Origin of the sequence: Dolomitihabitans soli (assembly GCF_022213955.1) — a bacterium.
In the GTDB taxonomy this organism is placed as follows: domain Bacteria; phylum Actinomycetota; class Actinomycetes; order Streptosporangiales; family Streptosporangiaceae; genus Streptosporangium_A; species Streptosporangium_A soli.
In genome coordinates, this window is record NZ_JAKNTW010000036.1 from 71,308 (window position 1) to 85,758 (window position 14,451).

The 14,451-nt window shown below is 71.1% G+C and carries 13 protein-coding genes; 3 read left to right on the forward strand and 10 right to left on the reverse strand.

The window, feature by feature from the left end; translation table 11 throughout:
• Positions 1-133: 133 nt before the first annotated feature.
• The 5 genes from MBA17_RS42430 to MBA17_RS42450 are packed head-to-tail and all read right to left on the reverse strand — an operon-like array spanning position 134 to position 5,866.
• On the reverse strand, positions 134-1,732 hold the full coding sequence (locus MBA17_RS42430) for an N-acyl-D-amino-acid deacylase family protein (RefSeq protein WP_238503593.1): 1,599 nt from the start codon (positions 1,730-1,732) through the stop codon (positions 134-136).
• A gap of 49 nt (positions 1,733-1,781) precedes the next feature.
• Complete coding sequence (locus MBA17_RS42435; protein ID WP_238503594.1) at positions 1,782-3,263, reverse strand: Na+/H+ antiporter NhaC family protein; 1,482 nt, start codon at positions 3,261-3,263, stop codon at positions 1,782-1,784.
• A gap of 42 nt (positions 3,264-3,305) precedes the next feature.
• A complete protein-coding gene (menC, locus tag MBA17_RS42440; protein ID WP_238503596.1) occupies positions 3,306-4,433 on the reverse strand; it encodes an o-succinylbenzoate synthase in 1,128 nt (375 codons plus the stop codon).
• Between the two features lie 3 nt (positions 4,434-4,436).
• A complete protein-coding gene (locus MBA17_RS42445) occupies positions 4,437-5,123 on the reverse strand; it encodes a MurR/RpiR family transcriptional regulator (protein WP_238503598.1) in 687 nt (228 codons plus the stop codon).
• Positions 5,120-5,866, reverse strand: a complete 747-nt coding sequence (locus MBA17_RS42450) for a GNAT family N-acetyltransferase (protein ID WP_238503599.1) — start codon at positions 5,864-5,866, stop codon at positions 5,120-5,122. The genes MBA17_RS42445 and MBA17_RS42450 overlap by 4 nt, the downstream gene beginning before the upstream one ends.
• A 215-nt stretch (positions 5,867-6,081) precedes the next feature.
• Between MBA17_RS42450 and MBA17_RS42455 the strand changes: the two genes are divergently transcribed.
• Positions 6,082-7,278, forward strand: coding sequence for a M20/M25/M40 family metallo-hydrolase (locus MBA17_RS42455; RefSeq protein ID WP_238503600.1), 1,197 nt, complete (start codon positions 6,082-6,084; stop codon positions 7,276-7,278).
• A 108-nt stretch (positions 7,279-7,386) separates the two neighbouring features.
• Here the strand turns inward: MBA17_RS42455 and MBA17_RS42460 are convergent, their stop codons facing one another.
• Both MBA17_RS42460 and MBA17_RS42465 read right to left on the reverse strand, forming a co-directional pair.
• Positions 7,387-8,325: a MerR family transcriptional regulator gene (locus MBA17_RS42460; RefSeq protein WP_238503601.1), complete on the reverse strand. Its 939-nt coding sequence runs from the start codon at positions 8,323-8,325 to the stop codon at positions 7,387-7,389.
• A 141-nt stretch (positions 8,326-8,466) separates the two neighbouring features.
• Positions 8,467-9,108, reverse strand: a complete 642-nt coding sequence (locus MBA17_RS42465; RefSeq protein WP_238503602.1) for an NADPH-dependent F420 reductase — start codon at positions 9,106-9,108, stop codon at positions 8,467-8,469.
• 104 nt (positions 9,109-9,212) lie between these two features.
• Here MBA17_RS42465 and MBA17_RS42470 point away from each other — a divergent pair, with 104 nt between their 5' ends.
• Complete coding sequence (locus MBA17_RS42470) at positions 9,213-9,635, forward strand: winged helix-turn-helix transcriptional regulator (RefSeq protein ID WP_238503603.1); 423 nt, start codon at positions 9,213-9,215, stop codon at positions 9,633-9,635.
• A gap of 42 nt (positions 9,636-9,677) precedes the next feature.
• On the opposite strand, the gene MBA17_RS42475 is transcribed toward MBA17_RS42470, so the two are convergent.
• The 3 genes from MBA17_RS42475 to MBA17_RS42485 all read right to left on the reverse strand — a co-directional run bounded on the left by MBA17_RS42475 (position 9,678) and on the right by MBA17_RS42485 (position 13,179).
• Entirely contained in the window at positions 9,678-11,165 is a 1,488-nt protein-coding gene (locus tag MBA17_RS42475) for an alpha/beta hydrolase (protein WP_238503604.1), read from the reverse strand.
• 412 nt (positions 11,166-11,577) lie between these two features.
• On the reverse strand, positions 11,578-12,663 hold the full coding sequence (locus MBA17_RS50000; RefSeq protein ID WP_274386805.1) for a hypothetical protein: 1,086 nt from the start codon (positions 12,661-12,663) through the stop codon (positions 11,578-11,580).
• Between the two features lie 153 nt (positions 12,664-12,816).
• Positions 12,817-13,179, reverse strand: coding sequence for a hypothetical protein (locus MBA17_RS42485; protein ID WP_238503605.1), 363 nt, complete (start codon positions 13,177-13,179; stop codon positions 12,817-12,819).
• Positions 13,180-13,255: 76 nt separating this feature from the next.
• On the opposite strand from MBA17_RS42485, the gene lhgO reads away from it, so the two are divergent.
• Positions 13,256-14,446 (forward strand): L-2-hydroxyglutarate oxidase, encoded by a 1,191-nt coding sequence (gene lhgO / locus MBA17_RS42490; protein WP_238503606.1) that lies wholly within the window; start codon positions 13,256-13,258, stop codon positions 14,444-14,446.
• Positions 14,447-14,451: the final 5 nt, after the last annotated feature.

The window sequence follows — 14,451 nt, forward strand, 5'->3', positions numbered from 1 at the left end:
GTCGAGAGCCGGGCCGAACCAGGAATCACCAGGACAAACGCTTAGCGGTTACCCCGAGGTCGTTGGGCCGGCCGGCGTCCTCGTTCTGCCACGCACGATCCGGTTCCTCGGACCCGGGTAGGCGGTGAGATGGTCAGCCTGGTGGGGCGGGGCGGCGGAGTACCTGGCCTGGGCGGGCGCCGGTGGGGGTGCCGTCGGCGAGCACGGGGACGCCGGCGACCAGGACGGCGGCGAAGCCGGTGGAGAGGCGCCAGGGGTCGGTGTACGTCGAGTGGTCGGTGACGGTGGCCGGGTCGAAGACGGCGAGGTCGGCGACGGCGCCCTCGGTGAGCAGGCCGCGGTCGGTGAGCCCCAGCCGCTGGGCCGGGAGACCGGTCATCTTGCGGATCGCCTCGGGGAGGTCCAGTACGCCGAGGTCGCGCACGTACCGGCCGAGCACCCGGGGGAAGGTGCCGAAGCTCCGCGGGTGCGGCATCCCGTCGCCCTCCGGCCGCAGCACCCAGCCGTCGCTGGCGACCGACACCATGGGGTGACGCAGGACCGTGACGACGTCGTCTTCGCTCATCGCGTGGTTGATGATCGACACCGCGCCGCGGTGCGCCTCCAGGACCCGGAGCGCGGCCTCCGCCGGATCGGTTCCCTCGCGCCGGCCGATCTCGGCGATGCTGTCGCCGATGGAGCCGGTGTAGGGACCCTCCGGCAGCTTGGCCAGCATGATCCCCTCGGGGTCGACGTCGCGGCCGAAGCGGGACCGCAGGCCCTCGGCCACCCGCTCGCGGTCAGCGGGGCCGGCCAGCCTGTGCAGCAGCGCGGGGCTGCCCCCGTCCATGGCCCACAGGGGCAGCCGTGAGGTGAGTGTGGTGCTGGAGGCGGTGTAGGGGTAGACGTCGGCCGTGGCGTCCACACCACGTTCCCGAGCCTGGTCCAGTGCGTCAAGCGCGCCGACGACGGAGCCGTGGTTCTCCGGTCCCATCGCCTTGAGGTGGGAGATCTCCAGCCGGCCGCCGGCCGCCTCGGCGGCGTTCAGCGCCTCGCGCACCGCCGGCAGCAGGGTGCCCGACTCGTTGCGCATGTGCGTCGAGTACAGCAGGCCCGCGGCCGCGGCCTCGGCCACCAGGGCCCGCACCTCCGTCTCCGTCGCGAAGGACCCGGGGGCGTAGATCAGGCCGGTGGAGAAGCCGTACGCGCCCTGCGCCGCCGCCGCGCGCAGCAGCGCCCGCATCGTGTCGAGCTCGGCGAGCTCCGGGGGCCGTTCCGCGCCGCCCATCGCGGCGAGCCGCAGCGCGCCGTGCCCGATCTGCAGCGCGAGGTTGACGGCCGGTCGCGCCTGGGACACCGCGGCCGCGAATCCCCCGGTGTCGGAGAAGTCCCACCCGGTCTCGGGGGAGAGGAACGCGCTCCATTCGCGCAGCAGGCCGGACTCGTCCTGGGGGAACGGCGACCAGCCGCAGTTGCCGGTGACCAGGGTCGTCACCCCCTGGTGCAGCTGGGTGGTGGCCTGGGGCCAGCCCTCGACGCTGAAGTCGGCGTGCGAGTGCAGGTCGATGAACCCGGGCGTGACCGTCAGCCCCGACGCGTCGACGACCGTGCCGCCTCGGGGCGGGTCGCCGTCGCCGGGGCGGGCGATCCGGGTGATCCTCCCGTGGTCGATCCCGAGATCCGCCCGGTAACCGGGTCCGCCGGTGCCGTCGATCAGGGTGCCGCCGCGGACAACGGTCTCGTGCTCCGTCACTGCGCTCGTCCTCTCCGGTGGATGCGTATCAACAGGGCGATACCCGAAATCAGGGGGACAGGAAGAGCAGGATGATCGTGTACATCACGCAGGCCGGGACCAGCAGCGCCCAGCCGGTGATCATCATGTTCCGCAGGTTGGCGGAGCGGGCCAGCCCCATCGCGCCGACCATGTTGCCGTTGGGGAACGGGCCGTAGGTGTCGGCCTTCGACGCGAACAGCAGCACCACCGTCCAGGCGCCCGTGGTGACGCCGATGTTCGTGGCCAGGTCGCCGAAGACCTGGTCGAGCAGCACCACCTGGGCCGCCGTCGCCCCCGGCACGCCGACCCAGCCGAGCAGGGCGATGAGGATCGAGAACACGAAGGGGGAACTGCCCGCCAGGCTCTCGCCGTACATGTCGAGGATGACCTTGAAGGGGGCAAGCTTCTCGATCAGGATGAACAGGCCGGCCAGCAGCCAGAAGAGCAGGAAGATGCTGATCAGGCGGGCCGCGCCCCGATAGATCAGGCCGACGATCTCCTTGGTGCCGAGGCCGCCGGCGAGGCCGGTGGCGACGCCCAGCACCGGCAGGGCGAGCAGCGGGAACGACGTCCCGGCGTTGGTGAACGTCGCGTAGCCGACGCTGGCGAGCAGCACCAGCAGGAAGACGGTGGTGGCCCGGCCGGCGCCGGCCTTCCGGACGTCCTGGTCGGCCGCCGCGCCGACCTCGGCCTCGGTGTAGTGGTCATCGGTGCGCACTGTCCTGCGCTGCATCCAGGGGACCACCAGAAGCCCCATGATCAGCGAGAGCACCGCGAGCGGCCCGGCTCCGTAGCCCAGGTAGCCGAGGTAGCCGATCCCGGCCGCCTCCATGATGGCGACGTTGGAGCCCGCGAAGGGGGCGATGGTCAGACCGGCGCATCCGCCGATGAACATCATCGACGCGGTCGCCGATCGGGTGAAACCCATCCGTGCGGCGATCGGGAGCAGGACGGGGGCCGCGATCGCCAGCGCCCCCGCCAGCGTGCCGAGGCTGGCGACCAGCAGCAACGAGGCCACCATCATGCCGAGGATCACCGCGAGGCGGCTCTTCTCGCCCACGACGCGCATGACGCCCCGCACGATGGTCCCGGCCACGCCGGTCGTCTTCAGGACCTCGCCGACGCCGCATCCCAGCATGATGATCAGCCCGATCATCGTCACCTGGTCGGCCAGGGAGTCGCCGAGCAGGTTGCCGATCTCCAGCGGCGGGAGCTGGGCGATCAGCACTCCCGACAGCAGGGCGATGACCGTGGCGACCACGATGTCCATGCCCAGCAGGGCCAGCAGCGCGTAGAGCACGATGGGCAGCAGGCCCCAGATGGTGGGCGCGCCGCCGAGAAAACCGGCGCCGATCGAGGCGAGCAGGCCCACGATCGCGATGATGTTGTTCAGTCTGCGGCGGCCCGCGGAGGTGTCGACCTCGTAGGCGTTGCCTTCGTCCTTGACCGGAGCGCCGGTGGCGGCGGGGGATTCGGGCGGGGTGCCACTCGACGGGGGATCGGTGCTCATTTTGGTGCTTTCCTCGATCATGGAGGGCAGGGGGTTGCCGGGTTATCGCACCTGGCGGGCGGGGATGACCGTCTCCTTCAGGAGGTTCTGGTGGATGAAGGCGGTGTCGACGGCGAAACCCAGGCCCGGACCGTCGGGGACGGTCACGATCCCGTGGTCGGCGACGACCTCCGGCTGGATGACGTCACGCGCGTAATACTTGGCCGAGGCCGACACGTCGGAGGGCAGGGTGAATCCGGGGAGGCTGGAGAGGGCCACGTTGGCGGCGCGGCCGATCCCGAACTCGTGCATCCCGCCGCACCACACGTCGACGCCGTGCTCTCCGGCGAGGTCGTGCGCCGCCACGGCCGGGGTGAGCCCGCCCATCCGCGACACCTTGATGTTGAGCACCCGGCCGGCTCCCAGTTCCAGCGCGGTGCGGAGATCGTCGACGGTGTCGATCGACTCGTCGAGGCACACCGGCGTCCGCACGCTGCGCTGGAGGGCGGCGTGGGCCACCAGGTTGCGGGGCGCGAAGGGCTGCTCGATCATCAGCAGGCCGTAGTCGTCGAGGCCGCGGAGCACGGCGAGTTCTTCGTCCGTCTCGCCGTACGCGCCGTTGGCGTCGACGTGCACGGCCAGGTCGGGGAAGGACTCGCGGACCAGCCGTACCGGCTCGGTGTCCCAGCCAGGGGCGATCTTCAGCTTGACCCTCGGGTAGCCGGCGTCGACCTGGCGCTGCACCTGCGCGAGCAACGCGTCGTAGCCGGGTTCGATGCCCAGCGACACGCCCGCCACGACCTCGCTGCGCGTCCCGCCCAGCGCCTTGGCGAGTGGGACGCCCCGGACCCCGGACCACAGGGCCCAGCCGGCCGCGTCGACCCCGGCGATGGCGAACCGGTTGCCGCGCACCTTGCTCCACAGCCGTGACAGCTCCGCCGGGTGCTCCCAGTCGGCGCCGACGACCGCGGGCAGCAGATAGCGCTCGGCGATGTGCCAGCAGGTCTCGGTGGTCTCGGGGCAGTAGTACGGGTCGGAGGGGGAGGCGATCTCGCCCCAGCCCTCGGCTCCGGACTCCTCCACCAGCCGCACCAGGATGTGGTCCAGGTGGTTCTTGCGATGGGAACTGGTCTGGAAGGCGTGCACCAGCGGCAGCCGGACGAGGTGCAGCGACGCTTCGACGATGCGCAAGGTTCAGTCCTCCAGGTAGTTGCCGAGCGCGTGGCTGAGCCGGTCGCGCTCCGCGAGCCTGCGCCGCGCACCCTTGGAGCTGGCGGTGGCCAGCGTGGTCAGCAGGTGGACGACCGCGGCGACGGCCGTGGGCGAGTCGGCGTAGGAGGCGCTGTCGGTCGGCACCACGATCGTCTCCGCGGCGATGGACGCCAGCGGCGCGTCGGCGTCGTCGGTGATGGCCACCACCGTGCCGCCGGCCTCGGCGAAGTGCCGGCCGACGACCACCGTCTCGCGGCGGTACCTCCGCAGCGACACCGCGATCAGCACATCGGTCTGACTGACCTCGCTGAGCACGTCGAGCGGCCGCACCACCGCGCCGTCGACCAGGGTGACGTGGGACAGCCCGGCGGACAGGTCGGTGGCGAGGAGGGAGGCGTAGGCGAACGACTTGCCTGAGCCGGTGACGAAGCGCCGCCGCGCGGCGACGACCGCGGCCGCGCTCCGCACCACCGAGCCGTCGGCGGCGATCCGGCCCAGCGCCTCGGCCAGGTTCCGGGTCTCCTGCTCGATCAGCCGCCGCTGCAACGCCGCGGCGGACGACTGGCGCTGCAACCGGGCCCCGAAACGCTCACCGGGGCTGCTCAGCCTCCGGTTCTCGGCGTGCGCGCGCTCCGCCTCCTGCCCGTCCATGTCGCTGGTCGTGGTCACCCGACACGCTCGAAGCGATAGATCGCGGTGTCGGGGCTGTACGGCGCGCAGGACACGGCGGCCCATCCGTCGCCCATCAGCGTGTCCAGCTCGGCGGCGAGATCGGTGCGCACCTCTGCGGCGCGCTTCGGCTCACGCTCGGCCAGGGCGGCGAAGTCGGTCGGGATCGGCAGCCACCGCAGGTCGCCGTCGGCGATCAGGTGGGCCCAGCCGGCCGTACCCGAAGGAAGATCGTGTGGCGGCGCCGCCGGCCCGGGCGGGCGGGTGAGATCCCAGTCGACGACGAGGCGGTCGGCGCCGATGCCGTACAGGTCGCCGTGGAACCAGCGCGCGACGGCGCCCAGCACGTCGAGGTTGAAGTGCGCGTTGCGGGCGATCACCGGATCGTAGGTCCAGCGCATCCGGGTGGTGCCCCAGCCGAGCGCGACCTGGCGTTGCGCGGACTTGAGCGCCCTGCCCAGGCCGCGTCCCTGGTGCTCGGGGTGGACCACGGCCGCCTGGGAGTAGTGGTAGGTGCTGATCCCGTCGGTGCCGTGGAAACCGTAGGCGAACGCGATGACGCGGGAGCCGTCCCGCGCGCCCACGACGGAGCCGCCGTTGTCACGCAGCGAGGTGAGCAGCCGGGGGCTGGCACCCTGGCGCAGGTCGGTGTAGCCGAACACGTCCCGGTAGAGCGTGGTGGCCTGACCTAGCTCATCGGGCGTGCAGAGTGTCCGGACCACAGGGGTGGCGGATGACGTCATAAGGGCGGAGGCTCCTGCGGGCGAGAATGGTGAGGCGGAGATCTGTGGCTTAAATTTAGCTATCAACTGATATGTGACAATGTCAATAGTATGCTGAGCTGCGCATAGTTCACGAATGCCCCGCGATACGGCCTGCGACCTGGCAGGGATACGTCACGTATGATCCGTCAGGATGAAGGTGTGGGCCGCCCGCCCCAGACCACAGAGGACATCAGATGACCAGCGCCGGATCCGCCCGTAACGGTGCCGCACCGGCCGCCGGGCTTCGCGATGCCGCCCAGGCCAGAGCGGCCCAGATGGCCGAGCGGGTGCGCGGCTACGTCGAGCACGAGACGCCCACCGGCGACGCCGAGGCGCTCAACGCGTTCGCCGACCGCCTGCTGGCCCGCTATGCCGACCTCGGCGGCGTCGCGCGCCGGGTCCCCTCGCCCACCGGCGACCACGTCGCGGCCGACTTCCCCGGTCACCCCGACCGCGCGGGCGAGGCTCCGCTGCTGTTCATCGGCCACCACGACACGGTGTGGCCCAAGGGCCATCTTGCGGGGCCCATGCCCTGGCGCGTCGAGGAGTCGGCGGAGCACGGGACCCTCGCGCACGGGCCCGGCGTCTTCGACATGAAGAGCGGGCTCGTGGTGATGGAGACGGCTCTGGAGCTCGCCACGCTCGCCGCCCTCCCGCACCGGCCGGTGCGGATCGTCGTGGTGGCCGACGAGGAGATCGGCTCCCCCACGTCCAACGGACTGGTCAGGGAGCGCGTCGAGGGGGCGTTCGCCGCGCTCGGCTTCGAGTCCCCGCACCCGGACGGGGCGCTCAAGCGCGGGCGGCGCGGAAGCACCCGGCTACGGCTCAGCGTGCGCGGCCGGGCGGCGCACGCCGCGCTCGACCCCGAGAAGGGGATCTCGGCGATCGACGAGCTCGTGGACCAGCTCGTCGCGGTGCGCGAGATCATTGCCAGGCACTCCAGCGGCGTGCTGTGCAACGTCGGCGTCCTCACGGGAGGCGGCAAGGCCAACGTCGTGCCCGATCGGGCATCCGCCGACATCGGCCTGCGCTTCGCCGACGCCGCCGTCGAACGCGCGGTGCTCGCCGAGCTGGGCGCGCGGACGCCGGTGCGCGCGGGGGCGCAGGTCTCGACGGAGATCCTGTCCAGCAGGCCCACCTGGGTGTTCGAGGGAGCCGGCGACCCGTTCACCTCCGCCGTGCGCCGGGCCGGGGAGCGGCTCGGCCAGGACATCGCCGCCGCCCCCGCCGCTGGAGCCGCCGACACCAACACGGCCGGTTCGCTCGGAGTGCCCACGCTCGACGGATTCGGCCCGCGGGGGGCGGGCGCGCACGCGCTGCACGAGTGCATCGTGCTGTCCTCGCTGCCCGAACGCGCTGCCCTGGTCGCCGGAATCCTCGCCGAGGTGTGACCACGGGGCCGTCCATCGTGTCAGGCGGCCGTACGGAGTCGGTGTGCGGGTGGAACCGGCTGATGACCGTCGATCGCCCGTCAGGGGCTCTCGCCGGGCGGCGCTTCGTCAGGCCGGTATCCGGGCGCGCAGGGCCGGGAGGACCCAGTCGAACACCGGCGTCAGGTCGTCCGGGGCCGGCCAGCCGTTGACCACTGCGAGGAGCCGCAGGTACAGCTCCCTGCGCGGGTCGTTCGCGGTCTCCAACCGGGTCAGCAGGCGACGCCGCAGGTCGGCGTCGTCGGGCAGGCCGAAGAGGTGCGCGTATCGAGCCGTGACCGCCGCGACGACCGGGTCAGCCTGCCGCGAGGCCGGGTCGACGCCGGCCGCCAGGGCCGGGGCGACCTGGTCCCGGACGGCTGCGACGGTGTCGCGGCGCAGCTCCGTGGTGTCGCCCTGGGCGCGCTCGGCCGCGAGGTCCTCAACCATACGGCGCATGCTGAGCCGAAAATCCGGATCCTGGGACAGCTGGGCCAGTTCCATCCACGCCTGGACCTGCTCGGCTGCGGGATCGTCGGGCACCTCGGGGGTCATCGAGCGCCTGGCTCCCGCGAACGCGGGGTCGGCGTCCAGGCCGCCGAAGGCGGTGTCGAGGAACTCGTCGACCAGACGTCGGCGTTCGTCCTCGGAGAGCTTGGCCAGTTTGTGCATGAGATCCGTCTCCTCGGGAGTGGACCCGCGCCTGGCCACCGCCGTCAGCACCGCACGCCGCAGGCGCAGCGTCCGGATCTGCACCGCCAGTGCCTCGGCGTGCGCCGCGGCGACCTCGGCGAGCGGGATCTCCCGATCCGCGATCCGTCGGATCGTGGGGAGATCCAGCCCCAGGTCGCGCAGCGTCCGCACCAGGTCCAGGCGTGCGACGGCGTCGATGTCGTAGCGGCGGTGGCCGGCCGGGCTGCGGTCGGTCGGCGGCACGATCCCACGGTCGGCGTAGAACCGAATGGCCTTGACCGTCAGCCCGGTCCGCCGGGCCAGTTCACCGATCGTGTAGTACGCGTCGCCTTCCATGCCCTCACCCTCCCGCCTCCCCTTAGCGGAGAATCAACCCCATTCGCCCGCCGGCGGCAAATCACCCCTCGTCCCCGGGGCCGAGCTCGCACGTCCGCGCCGGCGGTCATGTCTCCGGGCGCCGGTGACCGGGATCACCGCTCATCGGGCCACGGACAGGCCGAAGGGGACCGGGCCCAGCGCGCGGACGAGATCGCCGACCATCAGCACGAACGCCTCGGGCACCCGGGCGGTCCGCACGCCCCCGAGATCGATGATCCAGTCTCTCGGCCAGCCCAGATCGCCGAGCAGGCCGATGACGACCTGCTTCGCGCCGGTGTCGTCGCCGGACACGAACGCGGAGGGCGGGCTGGCGAGCCTCCCGGGGTCGGCCATGACCGATTCGTGCATGGTGTTGAGCGTCTTCACCACGCGGACCCCGGGCAGCGCCCGCTGGATCTCCTCTGCGAGGCTGCCGCCGGGATACAGGGGGGCGGATGCGAAGCCGTTCGCGTCGAACTCCGTGGCGTTCGCGATGTCGATCAGGACCTGGCCCGGGGACAGCGTCGCGAGACCGGTGAGCACCTCCAGCGACGCCCAGCCCGGCATCGCGTTGACGACCACCTCGGCGGAGCCGGCCGCCTCGGGCAGTCCGGCGACGCGCACGCCCGTCCCGGCCCACTCGGCGGCCACCGGCCCCTCCGGGTCGCGGGAGCCGACGGTCATTTCGTGCCCCGCTTCGCGCAGCCTGCCGGCGAGAGCCCGGGCCACGTTTCCCGAGCCGAGGATGCCGATCGTCGTCATGGTTTCGTCCTCCTTGATTGGGCGGGTCAACCAGCAAAGTAGGCAGCGCTACCGTTGGCGGGAAGTACGCACTTCAAGGTGGCTTGCGCACGCGAAGGGATGCCATGAGCACTCGTACCGCCGGCCGGCGACGCGCGGAGGACCGGTCCTCGCACCAGGCCCGCTTCGCCTCCTGCCCGACCAACCGCCTGCTGGATCGCATCGGCGACAAATGGGTCGCCCTGCTCCTCAAGGAACTGGCCGAGGGCCCTCGCCGCTACAGCGACCTGGCACGCACGATCGCCGGGGCGAGTCAGAAGATGCTCACCCAGACCCTGCGCCACCTCGAACGCGACGGCCTGGTCTCCCGCACGATCACCGCCGCCGTCCCGCCACGCGTGGACTACGCGCTCACCCCTCTGGGCCAGAGCCTCCTGCCCGTCCTGCGAACCGTGACGCAGTGGGCCGAGCGGCACATCGAGGAGATCGACACCGCCCACGACGCCTACGATCGCCGCCTGCCGCCGGACGCCGGTTCACCGGGTTAGCTCCCGCCTGGACGCCACCGGTCCGTGCCACTGCGGCAAAGGTCAGCCCGCGTGGCAGGTGACGTTGGCGGCGGGCAGGGTGCCGTCGCGGAAGTAGGTGTTCACCGCGTCCTCCACGCAGGCGTTCGGCAGGCGGCCGAAGATCCCGTGCATGCGCACATCCTGGAGGGTGACCAAGCGGGAGGCGGACATCGCCCGGTGCAGGTTCACGCCTTCCTGATAGACGGTGCGGGTGTCGCGGGTGGCCTGGACGATCAGGGCGGGGACGTCGTTGCGCACGATGGTCCTGGGTTCGCGGGGCGGCGCCCAGGATGCGCACGCCGTGATGTTGTTCGCGTACGGCCCGAACACCGGTTGGTCGGCCCGGCTGCGCTGGATGTTGCGCCAGTACCATTCCGGATCGCGCGGCACGGGGGCGTCACCGCAGATCACGGCCGCCTGGCTGGACAGGTCCTGCGGCCGGCCCTTCAGCGTGAAGCGCAGTTCGTCGTCGAAGTCCTTGCTCGGCTGCATCGGCTTGCCCTCGGCCGCGTCAGCGATCTGCCGCACCCGTCCGGCCAGGTGGGCGTTGTAGCGGGCGTCGGGCAGCAGCGTGAACAGCGTCATGGGCAGGAAACGCTCGTCCAGGAGATGCTCGCCGATGCGGATCGGCGAGTCGGCCGCCTGCCTGATCAGAACCTGGACCCGGTCCCGCACCTGCCGCCCTGTCGTGCCGAGGTGGTAATCGGCGTCGCGGGCGGCGGTCCAACTCGCCCACTCATCGAGCGCGGCCTCGTTGACCGCGCCTTGGTTTCTGATCGATCCGGCCATGTAGGCGGCCGGGTCGATCGCGCTGTCCAGCACGATCCGGTCGCCGCGGTGCGGGAACATCTGGGTGAAGACCGCGCCGAGGTAGGTGCCGTAGGACATGCCGAAGTAGGAGACCTTCGCCTCGCCCAGGGCGCCGCGGATGACATCCATGTCCCGCGCGGTGTTGCGGGTGGTGATGTGGCCGATCCTGTCGCCCTCCTTCCGCGCACACCGCCGCGCGAGATCGGCCTGAGTCCGTACGGCGTCGCTGAAGTCTTCCCTTTTCAGCCCGGCCGACCAGAGCATGTGACCGATGGGCCACGCGCACTCGATCGCCGCGCTCCGCCCGATGCCCCGCGGATCCATGCCGATCAGGTCGTAGCGGGAGGACACCTCGGGGGTCATCGCCCCTTTGATGTAGAGCATGAAGTGCAGGCCCGCGCCACCGGGCCCACCGGGGTTGGAGAGCATGATCCCGCGCCGGTGCTCGGTGTCGGTGGCCTTGAGCCGTGAGATCGCCACCTTGATCGTGCGGTCCTGCGGCTTGGAGTAGTCCAGCGGCACCGTGACCTCGGCACATTGGGCCCCCGCCTGGTCCAGCGCGGTGTCCCCGCAGGCTTTCCACGTGACGTCCTGCTCGTAGAAGCGGCTTAGGGGGGCCTCGGCGCCGGCGATCCCGGTCCCGGCCAGCACCCCGGCTCCCACCGCCAGCGCGGCGAGCACAGCAGCTACCCGTTTCATTCATCGTCCTCAGATTAGGGATTTCCCGGCACACCACCGCTCCAGTTCGATCGGCCGGCCGTGCCACAAGGGGGAACGCAAGCAACCGTAGTTGACTAATCTGGCACTAGTCAACCTTGGTTGCTTATCCCGAAAGTTGGGCATTCGACGATTCGGCATCGCCCTATCTGGCGGCGTACCCGGGGCAGGCGTGGCCGGTCGACTCGACCGTGGCGATGGCGTCACAGCGGCTGCACGACCCGACCGGCTCGACCGGCTCACGGGTTCAGCCGGGTCACTGGCTTATGGGCTCAACCGGCTCACGGGCGGTTCAGCGGGTTGCGTACTTGCTCAGCGGGCTTATGCGCTTCGCACCAGCAGGGTTACGGCTCAAGCCGGCGGGTGCTCAGCGGGCTCAGCGGGTTCGGCGGGCTCAGCGGGTTCGGCGGGCGATGAGGATGATCACGGTGGTGACGGCGGCGGCCAGGGCCAGGCCGAGGAGGATCAGGTTCCGGGACAGGCCGTCGAAGGGGCCGACGGCCGTGGGGGAGGTGGCGGAGGCGGAGATGTCGGCGGGTGTCTGCGGCGGCTGGCTTCTCGGCGGGGAGGCGCTGGGTTTCGGGGCCGGGAGGAGATCAGCGGGGAGGGGGACTTCGTAGACGGGGCTTTTGACGCCTTCGCTGCCGACCAGGAGTGCCTTGCCGTCGCGGGTGTAGGTGATCGACTCCGCCTGCTTGAGCGAGGGCATGGAGATCTGGCGGATCATCTTGCCGGGGGCGCTGTAGAGGGTGGCGGAGAAGTAGGTGCGGATGACGAAGGTGGAGCCGTCGGGGGAGTAGGCGGCGTCGGTGGCCATCAGGGGGGCGGAGGTGACCTTGCGGAGGATGTTGGGGCGGTTGGCGCGGAGTTTCCGTGGAGCCTGGTAGATCGAACCGGCGAACTCCTTGCTCACGACGTAGAGGCGGTTCGTCCTGGGGTTGATCATGATGCCCTCCGCGTTACGCGCGCCGTCGTCGTAGCGGAAGCGATAACGGGTGGCGAGGAGGGTCGCGTCGCGGAGTTTGGTGGGTTCGAGGACGCGGTAGACGGAGATGTCGGACCAGGCGCCGTCGAGGTTGTCGCCGATGTCGGCGATCCAGAGCACGCCCCGGCCGGTCTCGGGGTCGGTGGAGACGGCGATGCCTTCCCAGTCACGGGCTTCGGCGCCGCTGATGGTGAGGGCGGCGCGGGTACGGCCGTGCGGGCCCACGGCGTAGATCACGGGGGCGGCGTCGCTGTCGTTGTGGGTGTAGACGATGCCTTCGTGGGCGGGGGAGACGGCCAGGCCGCTCGACTCGGTGATCCGCGGATCACGGAAGCGGAAGACGAGCCGCTCACCGTCGACCGAGCTTTGGTCCGAGCTTTGGGCGGTGGCGGTCGAGGCGGCCGTGGTGTCGGCGGCATCGGCTGCGGTGCTGCTGACCGCGGGGAAGGTGAGCAGCATGGTGAGCGCGGTCGCCGTTCGGATCATTACCCCCATCCCGCCATCATGCCCTCTACGTGTGCCGATGGCGGCGCTCACACCCCCGACTTGACGAGACGATCAGAAAATCGGCGAGGTTCACCGCCGCGACGATCAGACAGCAATGATCAAGACAGCGATGATCAGAGGTGGCCCGATGGGAGGGCCCGATCACATGCGGGCGGTGAATAGTTCGCCGCGCAGGGCGCGCTCTACGAGGTCGATGGCTGTGGCGAGGCGGACGAGCCGGGGTCCTTCCTCGCGGTACGCCTCAAGGACGGCCTCGATGACGTGCGGCGGCAGGTGGTCCTTGAGATCGACGGCGGCTCCCCGGTAACCGGTCCTGGCGGCCTCGACGGACGAGCGCACGTGGTAGCCGGCCATCCTGGCCAGGGCCAGCGGATGCCGGCGCAGCACGCCGTACGCCCGGTAGTCGGGCGGGACCGCGTCGAGCAGCCAGATCACCGCGGACGCCTCCCAGTCGGGGCTCCCCGGCGGGAGGACCGCGGGGGGCCAGTCCGGTGGCACATACACCCGTCTACTGTACCGAACGTCAGTTCGATCTCCCGAAAAGCCCCCCTCTGTACCGGAGTGGCGTTAGCGTCGTCGGGTGAGCGAACGGATCGGCGTGATCGGGGCGGGCATCGTCGGGCTGGCGGTCGCCAGGGAGCTGGCGCGCGGTCGCGGGGCCGAGGTGACGGTGCTCGAAAAGGAGGACCGGGTCGGCGCTCACCAGACCGGGCACAACAGCGGGGTCGTGCACGCCGGCATCTACTACCCTCCGGGTTCGCTGAAGGCCAGGCTGTGCCGGGAGGGGGTGGCGATGCTCAAGGAGTACTGCGCCGAGCACGCCCTGCCGTACGAGGAGGTGGGGAAGCTCGTCGTGGCCACCTCGCCGCTGGAGGCGGGCCGGCTCCACGACATCGCCGAGCGGGCCCGGCAGAACGGCGTGCCCGGCATCCGTGAGCTTGACGCGCGGGAGATCCGCAGGCTGGAGCCGAACGTCACGGGCGTCGCGGCCGTCCACTCGCCGCACACCGCCATCGCCGACTTCCCCGCGATCGCCCGCAGGCTCGCCGCCGACGTGGCGGAGCTGGGCGGCTCCGTACGGCTGTCGCATCCGGTGCGGGCCATGCGGGAGCGGGCGGGCAAGGTGGAAGTGGTCGCGGGGGGTCGCATATTCGCCTTCGACCGGCTGGTCTCGTGCGCCGGGCTGGGCACGGACGCGGTCGCCGGGATGGCGAAACGTTCGGGAGACGTGAGGATCATCCCATTCCGGGGTGAATATCTGGTGATGTCCGACGCGGCGAAGGATCTGGTGCACAACCTGATCTACCCGGTGCCCGATCCGCGTTACCCCTTCCTCGGAGTCCACCTGACGCGCACGATCGGCGGCGACCTGCTCGTCGGGCCCAACGCGGTGATGGCGCTGGCCTACGAGGGCTACTCCTGGCGCGATGTGAAACCCGGCGACCTGCGGCGGATCCTGACCTACGGCGGCACCCTGCGGCTGGCCAGGCGACACTGGCGCACCGGAATCCGCGAGGTGTACGGCTCGCTGCGCAGGCAGGCCATGCTCAACGCCGCCACGATCTTCGTCCCCAGGATCCGACACGCCGAGGTGGCGGGCACCACGAGCGGGGTGCGGGCCCAGGCGGTGCGTCGTGACGGGTCGCTGGCCGACGACTTCGTCATCGACGTGCACGGCCGTGTCGTGCTGCTCCGCAACGCCCCCTCGCCCGCCGCCACGTCCAGCCTCGCGATCGCGCGCCACATCGCGGACGTTATATCGGGTACGTGACAGGA